Genomic DNA, 23,062 nt, shown 5'->3' on the forward strand with positions numbered 1-23,062 from the left:
ATGTGCGGAATCGCTGGGTTCGTCTCGCCGTCGCTCGACGCCGGGGCCGCGCCCGAGGTCATCACCTCGATGCTGTCGCTCATCCGCCACAGAGGACCGGACGAGGCGGGCTACTACCTGGGCGACGGCATGGCCATGGGCACGGTCCGGCTGGCGATCATCGACATCTCCCACGGTGCGCAGCCCATGGCGGATCCCGAGGAACGCTACTGGATCTGCTTCAACGGCGAGCTGTACAACTATGTCGAACTCCGCGAGGAACTGCGCGGACTCGGCCACCGGTTCCGCACCCGCTCCGACACCGAGGTCTTCCTGCGGGCCTGGATGCAGTGGGGCCCGGGATGTTTGCCCCGGTGCAACGGCGCCTTCGCCGTGGCGATCCGGGACGCGGTGTCGGGAGAACTCTTCCTGGCACGCGACAGATTCGGCAAGCGCCCGCTGTTCTACGCCGACCGCACGCGCGGCGGGGGCGACCGGGACGGTGCGTTCCTCTTCGCCTCCGAGATGAAGGCGTTCCAGGCGTTCCCGGGCTTCCGCTTCGAACTCGACCCCGCCGAACTCGCCTCCACCTTCGCCGCCTGGACACCGCTGCCCGACCGGTCCCCGTTCCAGGGCATCCGTCAGCTCCCCATGGGCAGCTGGATGGTCGTCCGCGGCGGCCGGACCTCACTGCACCACTACGAGGAACTCGCCCTGGAAACACCAGCGTTCACGGGATCCGCGCGCGAAGCGGAGCAGTTCGTGCGCGAAACCCTGCGGCAGAGCGTGGAGATGAGGCTGCGCAGCGATGTCGAGGTCGGGGTCTACCTGAGCGGCGGGCTCGACTCCTCGATCGTGACGAAACTGACCACCGACCTCTCCTCCCACGAGGTGCGCACCTTCTCGGTGCAGTTCGAGGAGGCCGCCTTCGACGAGTCGGGCAGTCAGCAGGTCGTGGCCTCGCACCTGCGGACGCTCCACTCGTCGATCACCGTGTCCGGCGCCGACATCGCGCGGACCTTCCCGTCGGCCGTCTACCACGCCGAAGTGCCCGCGTTCCGGACCGCGTTCGTCCCGATGTACCTGCTGGCGCGGCACGTCCGGGACGCCGGCATACGGGTGGTCCTCACCGGCGAGGGCGCCGACGAGGCGTTCCTCGGCTATTCGCTGTTCCGCGAGACGCTGGTGCGCGCGGAGTGGAACGAACTGTCGGACGCCGAGCGGATGAAGAGGATCGGAAACCTGCATCCGGAGCTGAGCCACTTCGGCCCCGCGAACCGAGCGCGACTGGCAGGTCTCTTCGAGCAGTTCTCGGTGGAACGCCTGCCCGGCCTCTTCTCGCACGAACTGCGCTACCAGAACGGGCGGTTCGCGGCACGCCTGCTGAAGCGCCGCGAGGACCCCTTCGCGGACCTGCTCGCGCTCACGGGGACGACACCGGGCTACGCCGCGCTGAGCCCCGTGCAGAAGGCGCAGTGGCTGGAGTACAAGACCCTGCTGCCCGGCTATCTGCTGTCGACGCAGGGCGAGCGCATGAGCCTGGCGCACGGGGTCGAGAACCGCTGCCCCTTCCTCGACCCGGCCGTGGTGCGGGCGGCGGCGTCCGTGAACCTGCGGTTCGACAACGGGTTCGAGGAGAAGGCGATCCTCAAGCGGGCGTTTCACGGGGAGCTGCCGGAGTCGAGCCTGAAGCGGCGCAAGCAGCCGTACCGGGCCCCGGGCGCGAGCGTCTTCAAGGAGCAGCGGCCGGACTACCTGGACCTGATCCTCTCGGACACGGAACTGGCGAAGATCGACTGCGTCGATCCCGTGTTCGCGCGCAGACTCGCGACGAAGATCATGACCACGCCCGACCGGCAGATCAGCACCAAGGAGGACCAGGCGTTCCTCTACCTGCTCTCCACCGCCGTCCTCGACCACCGGTTCGTGAGAGGGCGGGAAGGGCACCGGAGCGCCCCCGGCGGGGGCGGCATGCACATCCGGACCGTCCACGACCACCGGAAGAACCGGGGGCCGGAGTCCTCCCGTCCCGTCCTCCCCCGCGCAGAAGGAGTCCGATGAGCACGGTCGAACCGACCTCCGCGCACCAGGAAGTTCCCCCCGCGCCCGAGGACGAGGCCCTGGCCTCCGAGAACAGGGCCCTCGCGCACGAAGACGCGGTCCCCGGCCGCGAGGACGTGGTCCCGGCGCCCGACGACATCGCGATCATCGGACTCGCCCTGCGGTTCCCCGGTGCCGACACCCTGGAGGAGTTCGGCGAACATCTCGTCGCCGGACGCTCGCTCATCTCGGAGGTGCCCGCCGAACGCTGGTCCAAGGAGGACTACTTCGGGGACCCGAGGCGAGGCGCCCAGAAGACGAACAGCGTCTGGGGCGGCTTCATCGAGCACGCGGACCGCTTCGACGCCGACTTCTTCAGCATCTCGCCGCGCGAGGCGGAGAGCATGGACCCCCAGCAGCGCATCGCCCTCGAACTCGCCTGGCAGGCCGTGGAGAACGCCGGGTACGCGGCGAGCGCGCTGGCCGGGACGGAGACCGGCGTCTTCATGGGGGTCTGCCACGCCGACTACGCGGAGCTGATGGAACGCGAAGGAGTGCGGACGGACGTCTACTTCCCCACCGGCACGGCGTACTCGATCATTGCCAACCGCATCTCCTACCACTTCGACTTCCAGGGCCCCAGCATCACCAACGACACGGCCTGCTCCAGTTCGCTGGTGTCCGTGTACGAGGCGGTCCGCGCGCTGCGGGGCGGCGACTGCGCTCTGGCCCTGGCCGGAGGCGTCAACCTGATCTGGTCGCCAAAGCACTTCGTCGCCTTCAGCCAGGCGAGCATGCTGTCCCGCACCGGCCGCGCCAGGGCCTTCGACGAGAGCGCCGACGGCTACGTCCGCGGCGAAGGGGGAGCCGTGCTGCTCCTCAAACCCCTTGCACGGGCGGTCGAGGACGGCGATACCGTGCACGCCGTCATCAAGGGCGTCGCGACGAACCACGGCGGCCGGACGAACTCCCTCACCGTCACCAACCCGGCCGCGCAGTCCAGGCTCATCGAGCGGCTCTACACCCGGGCCGGCATCCGCCCCGAGACCGTCGGCTACATCGAGGCACATGGCCCGGGGACACCGGTGGGCGACCCGATCGAGATCATGGCCCTCAAGCGCGCCTTCGGGAACCTGCACGCGGCCCAGGGCACGGTCGCCCGCCCGGACGCCTGCGGTATCGGCTCGGTCAAGACCAACATCGGACACCTCGAAGGGGCCGCGGGCGTCGCGGGCATCGCCAAGGTGATCAGCGCCTTCGCCCGCCGCGTACTGCCCGCGACCGTCAACTTCGAGAAGCAGAACAAACTGATACGACTCGACGGCACCCCGTTCCACATCGTCCGGGACACCCGGCCCTGGGACGCGCCGCCCGCGAGGGCGGACGGCACCGTTCCGCCGCGCCGTGCCGGGGTCAGCTCGTTCGGGTTCGGCGGCACCAACGCCCACCTGGTGCTGGAGGAACACCTCACGGACGAGGGACCGACGGTCGCGGCGTCCGGGAGGGGCCCGGAGCTCGTGCCCCTCTCGGCCAGGACCCCGGAACGCCTGCGGGCCGTCGCCCGCCGACTGCGTGCCCATCTGCGGGGGCGGGCCGCGCCGACGCTCGCGGACGTCGCACACACCCTGCGCGTCGGCCGGGAACAGATGCCCGCCCGGGTGGCCCTCGTGGTGACCGGCCGGGACGAACTCGTCACCCTGCTCGGGGATTTCATCGACGGTGCGGACGAGACCGTCCGGGTACTCGTGGGCGATTCGGTGCGCGGCGCGGACGGGTACCCGGACGGGACGGTGGAAGCGGCGGAGCGGTGGGCCGACGGCGCCACCGCCGACTGGGCGGAGCCGTCCGGCCACCGGGGCGGCGAAAGGACGGGGCCCCGGCGCGTGCCCCTGCCCGCGTACCCGTTCGCCCGGGAGCGCCACTGGTTCAGGGCCCCGGGCCGCGACGCCGGGGCGGCGGCCGTGCCTCCGCCCGTCGCCGCCGCCCACCCGTTCCTGCGTGACGGCGGGGCCGGCCCCGAGGGCGGGAGCCTCGGAGCGGTCTTCGACGGGCAGGAGCCCTTCCTGGCCTCGCACGTGGTGCGCGGCGAGCGGGTGCTGCCCGCCGCCGCCCAGGTGGAACTGGTCCGCGCCGCGGTGGCGCGCGCCTCCGGACGCGACGAGCGAGGGCCGCTCGCCGTCCGGCTGCGCGACGTCGTCTGGCGGCGCCCGATCGTGGTGCGGGACGCACCGGTCGAGGCCACCGTGGGACTCGCGTCCCAGGACGGCGGCGCGCTCGCCTTCGAGATCTCCACCGGCGCCGGAACGGCCGCGGTGCACTGCTCGGGCACCGCCGAGACCGGTGACCACGGGAAACCGGAACGGCTCGATCTCGACCGGATACGGGCCGCGTGCCCGACGCAGCGCGTCCCGCGGGACGTGTACGCCGCCTTCCGGGACCGGGGGCTGGAGTACGGACCGGCCATGCGCGGACTGCGGGAGATCCGCCTGGGCGAGGGGGAACTCCTCGCCCGCATCGGCGCACCCGGGGACGGCCAGGGCACGGAGGCGGGATTCGTGCTGCCTCCGAGCGTGCTGGACGCGGCCTTCCAGTCCTCGCTCCTGCTCCTGGCGGAGACCGGTGACGGACGGGCCGACGGCCCGCCGATGCCGTTCGCGTTCGAGGACCTGACGGTCCACGGCCCCTGCCCGTCCGAGACCTGGGCCTGGGTACGGCGCCGCGCGCGGCACAGCACGCTCGACGTGTTCGACATCGACCTGTGCGACGCCGGGGGAGCCGTCACCGCCCGGCTGCGCGGCCTGGTGCAGCGCACCCCGTCCGCGAGGCGGGACACCGCCGCGGGCACGGGCGTCGTCACGGCCACCACGGAGTGGACACCGGCCCCGTCCGGCCCCGACGCGGCGCAGGCCCCGCACGTCCACGTCCACCTCGGCGGGAGGGCCGCCGCCCATCTGGACACTCTCACGGGCATGACCGGTTTCACCGCCGCGCGCCTGCCCGACCTCGTACCGGGCCGCGTCGCCGACGCCGTCGCCGCGACGACCGGTCATGTCTTCGGGCAGGTGGCGGAGGTGGTCAGGTCGAGCCCCCGGACCCCGCACCGCTTCGTGGTGCTGGTGGACGACCGGGTGCCGAGGCAGGTGCACGCACCGCTCGTCGGACTCTTCAGAACCGTCGTCCTGGAGAACCCGCGCGTCTGTGGCCGGGTCGTCCGCGTCGCGGAACTCGACGCCGCGCCGCCGGAACGCATCGCGGAGATCCTGCGCGCGGAGGCGGCGGACGACAGCGCCGACTGCGAGATCCGCCACGTCACGGACGGAACACGCCATGCGGCACGCACCGTCGCGGTCGACCTGACCGAGGGCCCCGCGATCCCGCCGCTCAAGGAGGGCGGGGTGTACTGGATCACGGGCGGTCTGGGCGGCCTCGGGCTGCACACCGCGCGCTACTTCGGGCGGCGCGCCGGGGTCACCGTCGTCCTGAGCGGCCGGTCGGCGCCCGGCGCCGCGAGCGAGGCGGCCGTGCGGGAGCTGCGCGCCTCGGGCGTCGACGCCCACCACCTCCCCGTCGACGTCGCGGTGAAGGACGAGGCGGAGCGCGCCGTGCGCACCATCGAGCGGGAGCACGGGCGGCTCGACGGCATCGTCCACGCGGCGGGCGTCCTCCGGGACGCGTACGTCTACACCAAGGACGCGGCCGACCTCCGCGCCGTGCTGGCGCCCAAGGTCGACGGGGTGCTCAACCTCGACGCCGCCTCGCGCGACACCGCGCTCGACTTCTTCGTCGTCTTCTCCTCGGTGGCGGGGGTGTTCGGCAATCCGGCGCAGTCGGACTACGCGGCGGCCAACGCCTTCCTGGACGCCTTCGCCCACCACCGCCGGGCACTGGCCGACGCCGGGGAACGGAGCGGCAGGACCGTCGCCGTCAGCTGGCCGCTGTGGGCCGACGGCGGTATGAGCGTCGACCACGTGACGAGGGAAGCGATGCGCCGGGAACGCGGCTGGGAACCGCTCCCGACCGAGGCCGGGCTCCGTCTCCTCGGCCGCGTGCTCGGCGACGGCCCCGCGCACCTCGTGGTGGCGTACGGCGCCTCCGCACGGCTCACCACCGCTCCCGCCGCCGTACCGACGGACCCGCCCGCCCCCGTGGCGGCGGCCGTTCCCGCCCTCGCCGCTGCCACGGGGGAGGAGCTGACGCGGCGTACGACCGATCTGCTGCGGCGGGTCGTGGGCGAGGTGCTGCACCGTGATCCCGGGACCATCGACGAGACGGTCGATCTCATCGCCTACGGGATCGACTCGCTCAGCATCCTGGAGACCACGGCGTCGCTCGAAGTGTTCTTCGGCCCGCTGCCCAAGACCATCTTCTTCGAACACACCACGCTGGCGGGCGTCGCCGGCTACTTCGTCGAGGAGCACGCCGACCGGCTTCCCCGGGTCCTCGACGCCGAGGATCCGGCACACCCCGCCCACAGCGCACACGACGGGCGCGACGTGCCGGACGAGCGAGACGCACCTGAGGTACGAGACACAGCCGAGACGCGGGACGTGCCGCACGCACGGGACGGCGCACCGGTTCCCGCCGCCCCCGTCCCGGACGCACCGGAGGCCCGAGTGACCGTCGAACCGCCGACCGTTCCCGACGCCCGCACCGCCCGAGTGCCGGCCGTCGACGCCGCGCACGCCCGGCACGACGCCCGGGACCGCGACGCCCGGCACGACATCGCGGTCATCGGCGTCGCGGGGACCTACCCCGGCGCGGAGACACTGGGCGAGCTGTGGCCGATCCTCGAACAGGGCCGCCACGAGTTCCGCGAGGTGCCGCGCGAACGCTGGGACCACGACGCGATCTACAGCCGCGACCGGAGCGTCCTCGGCAGGAGCTCCATCCGGACCGGCACGTTCCTGCAGGACATCGACATGTTCGACCCCCGTTACTTCCGCATCTCGAAGCGTGACGCGGAGGCCATGTCGCCCGAGGTGCGCCTGTTCCTCCAGACCGCGGTCCACGCCCTGGAGGACGCGGGCTACTCGCGCGAGACGATCCAGCGGCGGTACGACGGCGACGTGGGCGTCCTCGCCGGCTCGATGAGCAACCACTACGGCCTGTACGGCTTCCAGAACAGCCTCGTCCGCGGTTCCGCGGCGACCGGAAGCTACACGGCGACGCTCCCCAACATGGTGTCGTACTTCTACGGGTTCACCGGTCCTTCCCTCTTCGTGGACACCATGTGCTCCGGGTCCTCGACCTGCGTGCACCAGGCCGTGCAGATGCTGCGGGCGGGCGAGTGCAGGATGGCCGTGGCGGGCGGGGTGAACCTCCTGCTGCACCCGTACAACCTCATCACCTCGTCGCACGAGCACTTCACGACGACGACCTCGGAGGTGATCCGCAGCTTCGGCGTGGGGGCGGACGGGACGATCCTCGGGGAAGGCGTCGGCGCCCTCGTCCTCAAACCGCTCGTCGAGGCCGAACGCGACGGCGACCACGTGTACGGGGTCATCAAGGGGACCGCCCTCGCCAACGCGGGCGTGCGCAACGGGTTCACCGTCCCCAGCCCGCGCATGCAGGCGCGCGCCATCCAGAAGGCGATCGACGACGCGGGCATCGACCCACGGACGATCGGCTACGTCGAGGCGCACGGATCGGGGACGTCCCTGGGCGACCCGATCGAGGTCAAGGCCCTGACCACGGCCTTCCGCACGTACACGCAGGACACCGGGTTCTGCGCGATCGGCTCGGTCAAGTCGAACATGGGACACCTCCTGCATGCCGCCGGAATGATCGGCATCACGAAGGTGCTCCTCCAGCTCCAGAAGGGCAGGATCGCGCCCTCGCTGCACAGCGAGGTGATCAACCCGGACATCGACTTCTCCCGCACACCGTTCCGTCTCCAGCGCCGGCTCACCGACTGGGAGCCCGTGGTGACGACGGTCGACGGCCGGCGCGTCGGCCATCCCCGGCGCGCGGGCATCACCTCCATCGGCGCGGGCGGGATGAACTCGCACATCATCGTGGAGGAGTACACGCGCGCGGACACCGCCGCGCACGGCGGAAGCGACGGGCGCGAGGAACTGTTCGTCTTCTCCGCGATGAACGACGCCGTTCTGGAGACATGGCTCGCCCGCTTCCGGGCCCACCTCGCGGCCGGTTCGCACGAGCCCGCGGATCTCGCCTCGGTCGCTTTCACACTCCGCGTGGGCCGCAACGAACTCCCGTGCCGCTGGGCCTTCTTCGCGAGGACCGCGGACGAGGCCGTGGCCGCGCTCGACCGCTGTATTGCGGGGGACCGCGACCTCGGCCCGGCACTCGCGAGCACCGACCCCGCGTCCGAGGGCCTGTGCGCACTGGCACGGGCGTGGGTCGGCGGCAGGAGCGTCGACTGGCGGGAGGCCGAGGACGAGCCCCGCGCGTTGCGGCGGGTCCCGCTTCCCCCGTACCCCTTCGAGCGCGTGCGCTGCTGGACGGCCCCGGAGCCGGGTGCGCCGACCGTGATCGCCCCGCTCGCCCTGCGCGAGAAGCTGCATCCGCTGCTCGGCCAGAACGCGTCGGACGTCGACGGGCCGCGCTATGTGCTCGACGTGCACCTCGACGACCTCCTCGACTACGGATACACGTCGGGGGAGCGACGGGACAGCACGCCGGGGATCGTGCCGACGTTCGCCGTGGAACTGGCGCTCGCCGTCACCCGGGTCTCCGGATTCGCCGAAGGCGCGGTCGTACGCCGGCTGCGTCTCCTCGCCCCGGCCGACTGGAGGGCCGCCGCCCGGCTGGTGACGGTCCTCGACCCCGCCGACCGGAAGACGGCCTCGGGCACGGTGTTCGTGGAGGAGGCGCGGGGAACGCGGGTGGCCGTGGCGGAGTTCGACGTACGGGCCGGTGACCCCGCCCGCACAGCCGCGACCGGGGCCTTCGGGGCAGGGGCCACCGGCGCCGGACCGTACAGGCGATTGCGTGCCGGCGACCTGGCGGCCGACGCCGTGGCCACGCTCTCCCGCACCGCGTTCCTCGCGGAACTCGCCGAGGGCGCACTCGGCTACGTGCCGGAGCGCAACGGCACCGAGAGCGCGTACCGGATGCCGGACGGACGGCTGGTGCTCGACGTCCTCCCGCCCGAACTGCTACGGGATCACGTCCGGCCGAACGTCACCCTCCCGCCACATGTCCTCGCCGCGGTCGCGCAGGGCCTCCAGTTCGAGGCGAAGCGCCTCGGCGCACCGGACTGGGCACGCACGACTCCCCGTCGGATCGACGAGATCCGGCTCTTCGCGCCGGGGAGCGACATCCCGGACGCGGTGAGGTACGTCGTCCTCGACGTGACCGGCGGAGCGGACGGGCTCGGCGGGCGCGTCGCGCTGCTCGACGGGAAGGGCGAGCTGGTCGTGGTGCTGTCCGATCTGTGGTGCGGCGAGGGCGAGGCGCCGCGAACCGGCCCGGCCGCGGAAGCGGCGCGGGTCGTGGCCGGCGCGGAGGACACCGGCCGGGGACCAGGGGAGGAACCGGCCGGGGAGGTCCGGGACGACCTCGTCTCCTTCGCCGTGGACGAACTGCGGGACATGGCGAGCGGCATCCTCAAGTACGAGGCGGCCGAGCTCGACGCGCGGACCGGGTTCGACGCGTTCGGCTTCGACTCGATCTCGCTCGTCGCCCTGGCCGGGCAGGTGCGCGACCGGCTCGGCGTAGACCTGACACCCGCGGCCTTCTTCGATCTGAACACATTCGAGTCGCTGGGCAGGCACCTCGTCGCGGAGTACGGGGAGACCCTGCGCCCGGCCTACGAGCGTTCCCGCCCGACGGGCCCGGCCGAGGAGACCGCACCCGATGCCGCACCCGACGCCGGAGCCGGCGACGGGGCCGAGGCGGGGGAGCGGGTGGAGGCCGAGGAGCGGGTGGAGGCGGTGCCCGCGCGCACGGCGTCCGCGCGCTCCGCGCCCGGCGCGCCGCCCCTGCCGATCGCGGTGATCGGCGCCGCGGGGCGCTTCCCCGACGCCCCCGATCTGCCCACGTACTGGACGAACCTGCTGGCGGGGAGGGACAGCGTCACGGCGTTCCCCCTCCACCGCTACGACGCCGCCTACGCACGGCTCGTGGAATCGTCCGACTTCCCCCGCCACGCGGGCGTGCTCGACGACGTGGACGCCTTCGACGCCGCGTTCTTCCGGATCCTGCCGCGCGAGGCCGAACTGATGGACCCGCAGCACCGGCTGGCCCTCGAAACGGTCTGGAACGCGCTCGAACACAGCGGATACACCCCCGCCGGTCTGCCGGAGAGCACCGGACTCTTCTTCGGCGTCTCGGGCACCGACTACGCGACCCTGCTCTCCGCCCACGGCACCCCGCCCGACGCGTTCACCTCCACGGGGAACGCGCACTCCATGCTCGCCAACCGCATCTCCTACGTGCTCGACATCCACGGACCGAGCGAGCCGGTCGACACTGCCTGCTCCAGTTCGCTCGTCGCGGTCCACCGGGCGGTCGAGGCGATCCGCTCCGGGGCGTGCGACGCGGCCATCGCGGGTGGGGTCAACCTGCTGCTCGGCGTCGACACGTTCGTCAGCGCGGCACGGGCGGGCATGCTGAGCCCGGAGGGGCGGTGCAAGACCTTCGCGAGCGACGCCGACGGATACGTCCGGGGCGAGGGCGTCGGCGCCGTCGTGCTGAAACCCCTGGCCGACGCCGAACGGGACGGCGACGCGATCCTGGGCGTCATCGTCGGCAGTGCCGAGAACCACGGCGGGCGGGCGCACTCGCTCACCGCGCCCAACGGCGCCGCACAGGCCGACCTCGTCGTACGGGCGATGGGGGACACCGACCCCGCCACGATCGGCTACGTGGAGGCCCACGGCACCGGCACGGCCTTGGGCGACCCCGTCGAGGTGCGCGCCCTCCGGACCGCCTTCCGACGCCTGGGCGGAACCGGCCGGCGCACCTGCGGCCTGGGATCGGTGAAGACGAACATAGGCCACCTGGAGGCCGCGGCGGGCGTCGCCGGCCTGCTCAAGGTGCTGCTCGCCATGGAGCACGGCACCCTGCCCGCGACCCTGAACTGTGAGGAGATCAACCCGTTCATACAGCTCGACGGCAGTCCGTTCCGCATCGTGCGGGAGCGGGAGAAGTGGGAGCGGCCCCGCGACCGCCACGGCCTGCCCGCGCCGCGGCGGGCGGGCGTGAGCAGCTTCGGCTTCGGCGGCGCCAACTGCCATGTCGTCGTCGAGGAGTACGTCGCGCCCGGCACCCTCGGCACGGGACGCGGCCGAAACAAGGGAAGCGCCCTGGACACGGGACGCGCCCTGGACACCGGGCAGGTCCCGTACACCGGCGGAGCACAGGACATGGCCGTCGGGAACCGGGTGGTCGTCCCGCTCTCCGCGCGCACCCGGGACCAACTCCGCGAACGGGCGCGGGACCTGCTCGCGTACCTGGAGGAGACGCCCCGCCCAGCCCCGCTCGGCTCCATCGGCCGGACGCTCCAGTTCGGGCGGGAGCCCATGGCCGAACGGGCCGGCTGGGTCGTCGCCTCGCACGACGAACTGGCCGAACGGCTCCGGGCGTTCCTCGACGGCGGCACGGTGCCCGCCCCGGAGCACCGCACGGCCCCGGGCACGGAGCACGGCGCCGGACCGGGCGGCGGTTCGGACGCCGCCGGGACGCTCGCCCGCTGGACGGGTGGAGCCGATGCCGACTGGCACGCGTTGTACGGCGGCACGTCCGGTCCCGCCCTGCCGCCGCGCACCCACCTGCCCACGTACCCGTTCGCACGCGACAGGTACTGGATCCCGGCCGGTGGCGTGGCGATCCACGGTGGGACGGCCGCCGGAGCGGTACCTGGTGACACGGCGGCCGGTGGTACGCCTGCCGGGGCCCGGGACGACGGCGCGGCCCTGGGAGCCGGTGCGTCGATCGGCACGACACTGCTCGTGCCGCGCTGGACACCGAAGCCCGCCATGCCCGGGCCCGTCGTACCCGGCCCGGCCGACAGGAAGCCGCACCTGCACCACGCCGTCATTCTGTGCGACACCGCGGCGCAGGCGCGCACCGCCGTCGAGCGCCGGATGCCCGACGCCCGCTGCCACGCCGCCAGGACCACGAAGACCCGACCGGAAAGCCGCTTCACCGACCTCTCGCGGCAGGTGTTCGAGATCGTCCGCGAAGTGGTCCGGGAGGCTCCCGACGGTGGCGCCTTCATACAGGTGGTGACCCCGGCCCAGGGCGATCGGGCCGTCGGCCTGGCCCTCGCCGGACTGCTGCGCACCGCCTTCCTCGAACACGCGGTCGCCGGCCAGGTCGTCGGACTCGAAGGGGAACACGACGCGGACGCCGTCGCGGAGCTCGTCGCGGCCGACGCACGGCAGCCGGAGGACGAACTGGTTCGTCACCGGGGCGCCGAACGCCATGTCCGTACCTGGGAGCCGAGGACGCCGGACGGCGCCCGTACGCCCTGGCGAGCCGGGGGCGTGTACCTGGTCACCGGCGGGGCGGGCGGCATCGGCGCACTGGTCGCGCGCCGGATCGCCACGGACGTCGACGCCCCGGTGCTCGTACTGGCCGGCAGGTCGCCGCAGGACGCACGCGTGGACCGGCTGCTCGCCGAACTGCGCGAGGCCGGTGCCACGGCCCGGTACGCCGTCGCGGACGTCTCCCGCTGGGAAGAGGTGCGCCACCTCGTCGCCCGCACCGTCGAGGAGAACGGCCGGATCCACGGAATCGTCCACGCGGCGGGCGTGATCCAGGACGGCCTGCTCCCGAACAAGACCGCGGAACAGTGGGAGGCGGTGCTCGCGCCCAAGGCCGACGGGATGGTGCATCTCGACCGGGCGACTGCGCGGATGGCGCTCGACTTCTTCCTCGCCTTCTCCTCCGGTGCCGCCGTCACCGGCAACCCCGGTCAGGCCGACTACGCGACCGCGAACGCCTACCTCGACGCGTACGCGGCCGTACGCAACTCGCGCGTGGCGGCGGGCGAACGAACGGGGCACACCCTCGCGATCGCCTGGCCGCTCTGGAAGGACGGCGGTATGACGGTGGACGACGCGACACGCGCCCGCCTGCGACGGGAGAGGGGTCTGGTCCCCATGGAGTCGGACGAGGGGATCGAGACCCTGCTGCGGGCCTGGCGGCTCGGCGAGGCGGGCGAGGACCGGATCTGGGTGCATCACGGCGAGACGGCGAAGGCCGTACCACTGCCGGGCCCGGCCCGCCCGACAGCATCCGTACCGCAATCGGCACCGAAATCCGTACCCGCGTCCGCCCCCCTGCCCGAGTCCGCACCCGTCCCCGCGTCCGCGCACGGGGCGGCCGACGCCGGCCGGGAGCGGGAGACCCTCCGCTCCGTCGTCGAGACCTTCGCCCGGGTCACCGGCCTTCCCGCCGAGGACATCGACGCCGACCGGCCGCTCGCCGACCTCGCCCTCGACTCGGTCATGGTCATTCAGCTCAACCGGGAACTGTCCGCACGGTACGGAGAGGTCCCGACCACCCTCTTCTACGAATTCCCGACGCTGCGCGCCGTCGCCGGTCGCCTCGCCGGTCCGGCAGCCGTGCCCGTACCCGCGTCCTTACCCGCCGCCGGTGACGGCCCGTCCGGGCCGGCCGCCGTGATGACGGCGACGGTGCCGCGGCCCGCGGCGGACGCACCGGACGAGGCCGCCCGTCCCGAACGGCCCGGCCCCGACGAGGCGATCGCGATCATCGGCCTGAGCGGGCGCTACCCGCACGCCGGGAACATCGAGGAGTTCTGGGAGAACCTCAAGGCCGGACGCGACTGCGTCACGGAGATCCCGCCCGGCCGATGGCCGCTCGACGGCTTCTACGAACCGGACCGTGCCAAGGCCATCGCCACGGGCCGCAGCTACCACAAGTGGGGCGGGTTCCTGGAGGACTTCGACGCGTTCGATCCGGCCTTCTTCCGGATCGCCCCGCGCGACGCCTACGCCATGGATCCGCAGGAGCGACTGTTCCTCCAGGCCGCCTGGGAAGTGATCGAGGACGCGGGCTACACCCCCGAGGAACTGGCACGCCGCCACCGGCGCAGGGTCGGCGTCTTCGCCGGGGTCACCAAGTCCGGCCACGCCCGGCACGGAGCCGCTCTCCTGCCGTCGGGCGAGACGGTCGTGCCGTCGCTCTCCTTCGCCTCGCTCAGCGCGCGGACCTCGTACGCACTGGACCTGTGCGGCCCGAGTCTCACGATCGACACGATGTGCTCGTCCTCGCTCACGGCGATCCACGAGGCATGCGAGCACCTGCGCAGGGGCACGTGCGAACTCGCCGTCGCCGGAGGGGTGAACCTGTATCTGCACCCGTCCGACTACGTCGAACTGTGCCGTTCCACCATGCTGTCGACCCGGCCGCAGCTGCGGAGCTTCGGCAAGGGCGGCGACGGATTCGTGCCCGGCGAGGGCGTCGGGGCGGTGCTCCTCAAACCGCTCGGGCGTGCCCTCGCGGACGGGGACCGGATCCTCGCCGTAATCCGCGCGAGCAGCGTCAACCACGGCGGACGCACCCACGGTTACACGGTGCCCAGCCCGACCGCGCAGGCGGAGCTGATCGACGACGCGCTGACCAGGGCCGGGGCACCGGCGCGACGGCTGAGCTACGTCGAGGCGCACGGCACCGGAACGGAACTCGGTGACCCGATCGAGGTGCAGGGGCTCTCACTGGCCTTCGGGCGGTCGACCAGGGACAAGCAGTTCTGCGCCATCGGGTCCGTGAAGTCGGTGATCGGCCACCTGGAGGCCGCGGCGGGCATCGCGGGCCTCACCAAGACCGTGCTCCAGCTCCGGCACCGCACGCTCGTCCCGAGCCTGCACTGCGAGGAGCCGAACCCGGGCATCCGGTTCGAGGAGACGCCGTTCTTTCTCCAGCGCACCCTGGAACCCTGGGAGTCCGAGGGCCCGCGGATCGCGGCCGTCTCGTCCTTCGGGGCGGGTGGGTCGAACGCGCACGTCGTGATCGAGGAGTACGTGCCCGACGAGACCGTGCCGGAGCCGGTGTCCGAAGGAGGCGAGCAGTTGGTCGTGCTCTCGGCACGGACTCCGGAGCGGCTCCGCGAGGCCGCCGCACGGCTGGCGGCGTATCTGGAACGCGGTGAACGCGACCCCGCGGAGCGGCGGGACATCAGCCTGACGGACCTCGCCCACACGCTGCGGACCGGACGCCGGGCCATGCGCGAACGCCTCGCGCTGACCGTCTCCTCGCTCGCCGGACTGCGGCACGCACTGGACGGCTACGCGACGGCCGGGGACGGGGTACGGGCGCCGGGCCTGCACCGGGGGAGCGCGGCGAGCGCACGGGGCGCCGTCGCCGAGATCGCCGCCGACGACGAGCTGCGGGAACTGCTCGTCGAACGGTGGGCCGCGGCGGGGAAGCTCGACAAGCTGGCCGCTCTCTGGGCCGACGGCGTGGAGCTGGACTGGCACGGTCTGCACCCGGTGCGGCCCCGCCGGGTGTCCCTGCCGACGTACCCGTTCGCGAAGGAACGGTACTGGATCGGTGACCTGGAGCCGGCCGGGGAAGCCGGGCCCGGCGCCGCCGCGCCGATCACCGCGCCGCGCTCCCGGGACGACGCTCCTCACTCCGACGCTTCGTCCGCACAGGCCCCGAACACCGACGCCGCACCCACCGGCGGCCCGCTCACAGGCGCTCCGGAAACCCGCGGCCCGCTGACCGAAGCCCCGGACACCGGGGGCGCGACCGCCGACGGACTCACCCGTGAGGGGCGCGTCGGCGCCACCGTACGCGCGAAGGTCGCGGACGTACTCGCGATGCCTCAGGACGAGCTCGACGGCGCGCTCGCGTTCGCCGATCACGGGCTCGACTCGATCCTCGCGGTCCGGCTCGTGCACCTGCTCAACGAGACGTTCGGACTGGATCTGCCGACCGGCGTGGTCTTCGACCACAGTTCCCCGGACCGCCTCGTCGCCCATCTGCTCGCGGAGTACGAGGACATCGGGGCCGAGACTCCGACCCCGGCTCCGACCACACGGCCCGCCCCGACCGCACCTCCGGTCCTCTCCGCACCTCCGGCAACGGCCGCGTCCCCGGCCGCCCCTCGGAACGCGGCCTCACCCGTACTCCCGGACGCCGTCCGGGAACCGGCCCCCGCACCGGCCTTCGCGCCCGCTCCCACGTCCTCCCGGCCCGCCTCCGCTCGTCCACCGGTCGCCGTCGTCGGCATGAGCGGAAGGTTCCCCGGCTCCGACACCCTGGACGAACTCTGGACCCACCTCGTCGACGGAGACGACCTCGTCACCGAGGCGACCCGCTGGAACCTCCCCGGTGCCGGGCCCGACGGATCGCCCCGCTGCACGCGTGGCGGATTCCTGCGCGGCATCGACGAGTTCGACCCGCTGTTCTTCCGGATCTCGGGAGTCGAGGCCGCGGCCATGGACCCGCAGCAGCGCCTGCTCCTGCAGGAGTCGTGGAAGGCTCTGGAGGACGCCGGGCACGCCGGCGGGCAGCTCGACGAAGCCCGTTGCGGCGTGTACGTGGGCTGCTGGAGCGGGGACTACCAGGACATCGTCGGGGACCACGCGCCCGCGCAGGCGTTCACGGGCAACATGGCGTCCTTCACCCCGGCCCGCGTCTCCTACTACCTGAACCTCAAGGGGCCCGCGCTGGCCGTCGACACCGCCTGCTCCAGTTCGCTCGTCGCGATCGACCTGGCGTGCCGCGGGCTCTGGTCCGGCGACACGGACCTGGCCCTGGCGGGCGGCGTGTTCGTCCAGTCGACCCCGCGCCTCTACGAACTGGCCGGACGCGCCGGGATGCTCTCGGCGACCGGACGGTGCCACACCTTCGACCGGCGCGCCGACGGTTTCGTCCCCGGCGAGGGGGTCGGCGTGGTCGTGCTCAAGCGCCTCGACGACGCACTGGCCGACGGGGACCACATCCACGGAGTGATCCGCGCCTCGGGCACCAACCAGGACGGCGCCACCAACGGGATCACGGCGCCCAGCTCCGTCTCGCAGGAGCGCCTGCTCCGCGACACCCATGCCTCCTTCGGCGTCGACGCGGGCACCATCGGGCTCGTCGAGGCCCACGGCACCGGCACCCCCCTCGGTGATCCCATCGAATTCTCGGCGCTCGACCGGGCGTTCAGGGCATCGACCACGAAATCCGGCTACTGCGCGCTGGGTTCGGTCAAGACGAACATCGGGCACACCCAGTTCGCCGCGGGTGTCGCCGGTGTGTTCAAGGTCCTCCTCGCCCTGCGGCACCGACGGATTCCCGCCTCGCTCCACTTCGAGACCGCGAACGCCGCCATCCGCCTGGAAGGCAGCCCGTTCTACATGAGCACGCGCGACCACCGCTGGGAGTCACCCTCCGGGGGCGGTCCCCGCCGCGGCGCCGTCAGCTCCTTCGGCGCCGGGGGGACGAACGCGCACCTCGTCATCGAGGAGGCCCCGCCCACCACCCGCACCCGCCGCACGACGCGCCCCGCCCATCTCGTCCTCCTCTCCGCCCACTCACGAGAGCAACTCGCCCGGCAGGCAGCCCTTCTGGCGGCGCACTGCCGCCGTGAGACACCCCTCGACCTGGGCGACCTCGCCTACACGCTCACCGTCGGCAGGGCCGCGCTCGCCCACCGGTTCGCCTGCGTGGCGCGCGACCGCACCGAGCTGCTGAGGATCCTCGACCAAGGACTCGACGCACCCGACGCGTACACCGGGCACGCGACGCGCACGCGCACGACCGGAGCGGATCCCGAGGCCGACGCGGGCGCCGACCGACTGCGCCGCTGCGCGGACCCGGCACGGACCGCGTCCGCCGACCTCCACCACGCGGATCTCACCGCCCTCGCCGGGCACTTCATCCGGGGAACGGCACTCGACTACGGGAAGGTCTTCGCCCCCGGAGCCCATCTGCGGGTGCCGCTGCCCACGTATCCCTTCGCCAGGGAGAGCCACTGGGCCGGACCGGTCCCCCCGGCGGACCCGCCCACACCGTCCCCCGCCACGGCGCACCGCCCGACGGCGGCCCATCCGCTGATCCACGAGACGTCCCCGGCCGGGGACGCCGGGGACGGGCGGGGCACACTGCGTGCCACCACCGTCTTCAAGGGCGACGAACCCGTGCTGCGCGACCACACCGTGCGCGGGCAGCACGTCCTGCCGGGTGTCGTCCACCTCGAAATGGCGCGCGAAACCGCTGCCCGGGCGCTCGGCGTCGACGCGAGGACGCCGCTGCGGATGCGCGACATCACCTGGATACGGCCCCTCGTCCAGGACCAGGGGCCCGTGACCGTCGACGTCCTGGTGAAACCGGCTCGTTCCGGCGGCGACCTCACCTTCGAGATCAGCTCGCGGGCCGAGGGCGCCACCACGTCCGTCGTCTGCTCCACGGGGCGGGTGGCGGTCCTGGACACCTCCCGTCCGGAACGCGTCGACCTCGCACCGCCGCGCGCCGACGGCACGCGCACCGTGCCCGCCGAACGCATCCGCGAGGCGCTGGCCTCGATGGGAATCGTCCATGGCCCGTCGCTGCGCGCCGTCCGCGAGGCGCACGTCGGTGAGGGCACCGTCCTCGCCGTCCTCGACCTGCCCACCGAGGCCGACCCGGCCGGCGCACCGTACGTCCTGCACCCGGCCCTCATGGACTCCGCCATCCAGGCGTCGACCGCGCTCCACATCACCGGCGGCGCCCAACCGCCGGAAACGGCCGTTCCGTTCGCGCTCGACCGCCTGGAGATCCTGGCCCCGTGCCGGGCGTCGATGCGTGCCGTGATCCGGGTCGCCGACCCGGCGGGGGAGATCACGCCGCTCAGCAGACTCGACGTGGACCTCGTCGACGAGGTCGGTCAGGTGTGCGTCCGGATGACCGGCTACACCTCGCGCCGCGCGAAGGACCCGGTGCCCGAACTCTTCGCCCCGGTATGGGAACCCGCGAACACGAGTGGCCACACGGACGGCGGCGCCCCGGCCCCCGGCCACGTCCTCGTCGTGGGCGGCACGGACGGACAACGGGCCGCGCTCACCGGCCGGTACCCACGCGTCACGACATGGGACCTCGCTTCCGGGGCGTCCGTCGACGAGACGGCCGAGCGGCTGCGGACCGTCGGCCCGATCGACCACCTCCTCTGGATCGCCCCCGAGACCGGGGACACCGCGCCGGACGGCCCGCCGGCCCTCCCGCCGACGGACACCGCCGGCTTCGTCGTGGCACGGGAGAGCGGTGTCATCGCCGCCTTCCGTCTGATCAAGGCGCTCCTGCGCACCGGACACGACGCCCACCCGCTCGGCATCACCCTGGTCACCCGGCGCGCCCTGGCCACGTACGACACGGAGCCGACGGCCCCCGCCCACGCCGGGCTGCACGGCCTCTTCGGATCGCTCGGGCACGAATACACGCACTGGACCGTCCGCCGGACCGACCTCGACACCACCACCCTGCCCGCCGACCTCCTCACGCTCCCCTTCCCGGCCTCGGACGGCCCTCTCGCACACCGCGCAGGCCAGTGGCTGGTGCGGCGGTGGGCGCCCGACGAACCCGCCGGCACACGGGAAGAGGTGTACCGGCAGGGCGGCGTGTACGTCGTGATCGGAGGCGCGGGCGGACTCGGCGTGGTCTGGACCCGGCACGTCGTGGAGCGGTACGGCGCACACGTCGTCTGGATCGGACGGCGCCCCCACGACCACGAGATCGAAGCGAAACTGCGCGCCTGCGGCGGAGACGTGCGCTACATGTCCGCCGACGCCGCGGACCCCGCCGCCCTGCGCCGCGCCCGCGCCCGGATCGAGGCCGACCATCCGCGGATCCATGGAGTGGTCCACGCGGCGCTGGTGCTGCGGGACCAGAGTCTGGCCCGGATGGACGAGCCGACCCTCCGCGCGGCCCTCACCGCGAAGGTCGACGCCACCGTCGCCACCGCCGAGGTCTTCACGGACGACGCACTCGACTTCATGCTGTTCTTCTCGTCGGTCCAGTCGTTCACGACGGCCGCCGGACAGAGCAACTACGCGGCGGGATCCACCTTCACCGATGCCTACGCCCAACACCTCTCCCGCCACCGGCCGTACCCCGTCAAGGTCATGAACTGGGGCTGGTGGGGGAGCACCGGCAGCGCCTCGTCGCAGCTCCACCGGGAGAGCATGGCGCGCTGGGGCCTGATCTCGATCGAGCCTCCCGAGGCGATGCGGGCCCTCGACACGCTCCTGGGCGGCCCGCAGCGACAGGTGGCCTTCGTCAGGTCGAGGCGGCCCGACGCCCTCACCGGCATCGACCCGGACTCACGCATCACCGTCCACGAGCGGGCGCGGACCCGTGTCACCCCCGACGCGGTCCGGGCCGGTGTCGGGGCGCCCTCCGACCCCGAGGCACTGCGCGCGGTCGCCGACTGGCGCAGGACCGAACGCGATCCGCTGCTCGCCCGCATGCTCCGCGCACACCTCGGAACGCTCGGCGTGCTGCCCGGTCCCGGAACCACCGACCCCCGCGAGCGCGTCACCCGGGTCGCGGAACTCCGCGAACGCGCCGGAATCCTGCCCGGGTACGACACCTGGCTCGATCACGCGCTCCGCGTCGTGCCACCGTCCGGCCCGTCACCGGCCGAGGCCCGGCGCGAGTGGGAGCGGTACCGGGAGCGGTGGTCCGCGGACCCCGACAAGAAGGCCGAGGCCGCCCTCCTCGACGCCACCCTCCAAGCCCTCCCCGACATCCTCACCGGCAGGACCCGGCCCACCGACATCCTGTTCCCGCAGGGCTCCGTCGCACTCGTCGAGGGCACCTACCGGAACAACCGGATCGCCGACCTGTACAACCGGGCCATGGCCGACGCCGCCGCGGCCGTCGTGGCCGAACGGCTGCGCCTGGACCCCGGCGCACGTCTGCGCATCCTGGAGATCGGCGCCGGTACGGGCGGCACCAGCGTCGGTATGTTCGCCGCGCTGCGCCCCTTCCAGGAACACATCGAGACCTACCTGTACACCGATCTCTCCAAGGCGTTCCTGAACCACGCCCGCACCGCGTACGGACCACAGGTCCCCTACCTCGAGTACACCCGCTTCGACGCCGAACGGCCCCTCGCCGGGCAGGGCGTGGAGGCCGGGGGCCACGACCTCGTCATCGCCGCCAACGTGCTGCACGCCACGCGCGACACCCGCAACACCATCCGCAACGCCAAGGCGGCGCTGCGTGACGGGGGCTGGCTTCTGCTGAACGAGCTCGCCGCGTTCGATGTCTTCAGCCACCTCACCTTCGGGCTGCTGGAGGGCTGGTGGCTCTTCGAGGACCACGCGCTGCGCATCCCGGGCTCGCCGGCGCTGTCGCCCGGCAACTGGCGACGGGTACTGGAGAGCGAGGGATTCCGCTCGTCCGTCTTCGTCCTGCCCCAGGCACACGAGCTCGGGCAGCAGATCATCGCGGCCGAGAGCGACGGGATCGTGCGGCAGGCGGTGTCCGCGCCGGAGCGCGCGACGCCCGCACCCCGGCGAGCGCGTCCCGGAACCGGTACGGGGACGGCCACGGGCACCGGGACACGGCCCGGGATCGTTGCGCCGCCGGCCCCGCATGCGGTTCCGGCACCTGAACGGCCCCTCGAACCGGCGCGTGAACCGGCTTCCGGAACGACGGAGCCCGCCAGGACCACGGGGGCCCCGACCGGCCCCGCCCCGGAGGAGCGGGCGGAGACGATGGCACGGTATCTCCGCGAACAGGCGGCACGGACCCTCGGCATCCCCGCGGACCGGATCGCGCTCTCGGCACCGCTCAGCGACTACGGCCTGGACTCCATCCTCGTCCTTCAACTGACCAACACCCTGCGCGAGGACCTCGGCGACATCGCGTCCACCCTCCTCTTCGACGCCGAATCGGTCGAGGGACTCACCGCCCACTTCATGAAGAGCGGCGGCTCCCGCGTCGACGGCCTCATCGCACGCCTGCGTCCCGACGCGCCCGAACCGCCCCCCTCCCGAACCTCCGACGCGCCCGAACCGTCTCCCGTTCGGCTCCCCGGAGCGGACGCGCCCCGGGCAGCGTCACCGGCGCGCCCCGCCGCCGGTCTCCTCCGCACGGCGGTCGAGACGGGCAGCCCGGAACAGGCAGCCGACCTCCTGTCGGTCGCCGCCCGGATCCGGCCCGTCTTCGCGGCGGGGGACGGGCCCGAGCCGGCCACGCTGCGGCTGTCGGACGGCGCGGGCGAACAGGCCCTGGTCTGCCTGCCCTCCCTCGTCGCCCCGACCGGGGCCCACCAGTACGTGAAGTTCGCCACCGCACTCCACGGCCGGCGCCAGGTGTGGACCGCCGCCATCCCCGGATACGCCGTCGGCGAGCCGCTCCCCGCGACCCTGGACGCGGCCGCGGACACACTGGCGACGACACTGCTCCGGCGCCTGGGGGAGCGGCCGTTCGCGCTCGCCGCGTACTCCTCCGGAGGGTGGCTCGCCCACGAGGTCGTCCGGCGGCTGGAGAAGGCCGGCGCCCCTCCCGCCGCGCTGGTGCTGCTCGACACACCCCGGTCGACCGGCACCGCCATGGCGCGCGGAATGTGCGTGCTGACCCGGCGGCTCCTCGAAAAGCTCCCCCAACTTCCCGTGATCGAGGAGCAGTTCACCGCGATGGCGTGCTACGCGGAACTGCTCGACGGCTGGCGGCCCGGACCGGTCGCCACCCCGACCGTGCTGGTACGGGCCGCGGACAGCACGGCCCTGCTCGGCGACGGCACGCGTGCCGGATGGCCCGTGGACCACGAGCTGCTGGAGGTGACGGGGGATCACTTCTCCATGCTCGAAGAGCACGCCGGGGCGACCGCGCTCGCGGTTCACGGATGGCTGTCCGCCCTCGGCCACGACCCTCGGGAGCGCTGACGCCACGACCGACGGGAGCCCTGATCCGACGGCCGTTCCCCGCCACCGGCACCGGACGGCGGGGAACGGCCGCGCCGGGCGGCGGACCGTACGTCCGGACGCGTCGGCCCCGGCGCACGTCGGCCCGGACGACGTTCCCGCAGATGTATCGGTGCCCTTTCCGGTATGTGAAGTCTTCATATCGGGGGCGTGAGCCCGTAGCTGTCCGGGGGCTACTGGCCAGTTGCATAATCGGTCCACCGAGT

General features: G+C 73.1%; 2 protein-coding genes. Both read left to right on the forward strand.

Annotated elements, in window-relative coordinates:
* Positions 1-2,040, forward strand: a complete 2,040-nt coding sequence (asnB, locus tag ACFYXM_RS29700) for an asparagine synthase (glutamine-hydrolyzing) (protein WP_389293946.1) — start codon at positions 1-3, stop codon at positions 2,038-2,040.
* The gene (locus ACFYXM_RS29705; protein WP_389293948.1) at positions 2,037-22,817 is read left to right on the forward strand and encodes an SDR family NAD(P)-dependent oxidoreductase; all 20,781 of its coding nucleotides are present in this window, start codon (positions 2,037-2,039) and stop codon (positions 22,815-22,817) included. The genes asnB and ACFYXM_RS29705 overlap by 4 nt, the downstream gene beginning before the upstream one ends.
* Positions 22,818-23,062: the final 245 nt, after the last annotated feature.

The organism is Streptomyces sp. NPDC002476 (assembly GCF_042889785.1).
Classification (GTDB): domain Bacteria; phylum Actinomycetota; class Actinomycetes; order Streptomycetales; family Streptomycetaceae; genus Streptomyces.

Excerpts from the sequence above, each read along its gene's own strand:
- asnB (WP_389293946.1), top strand. The coding sequence starts at position 1 with ATGTGCGGAATCGCTGGGTTCGTCTCGCCGTCGCTCGACGCCGGGGCC.
- ACFYXM_RS29705 (WP_389293948.1), top strand. The coding sequence starts at position 2,037 with ATGAGCACGGTCGAACCGACCTCCGCGCACCAGGAAGTTCCCCCCGCG.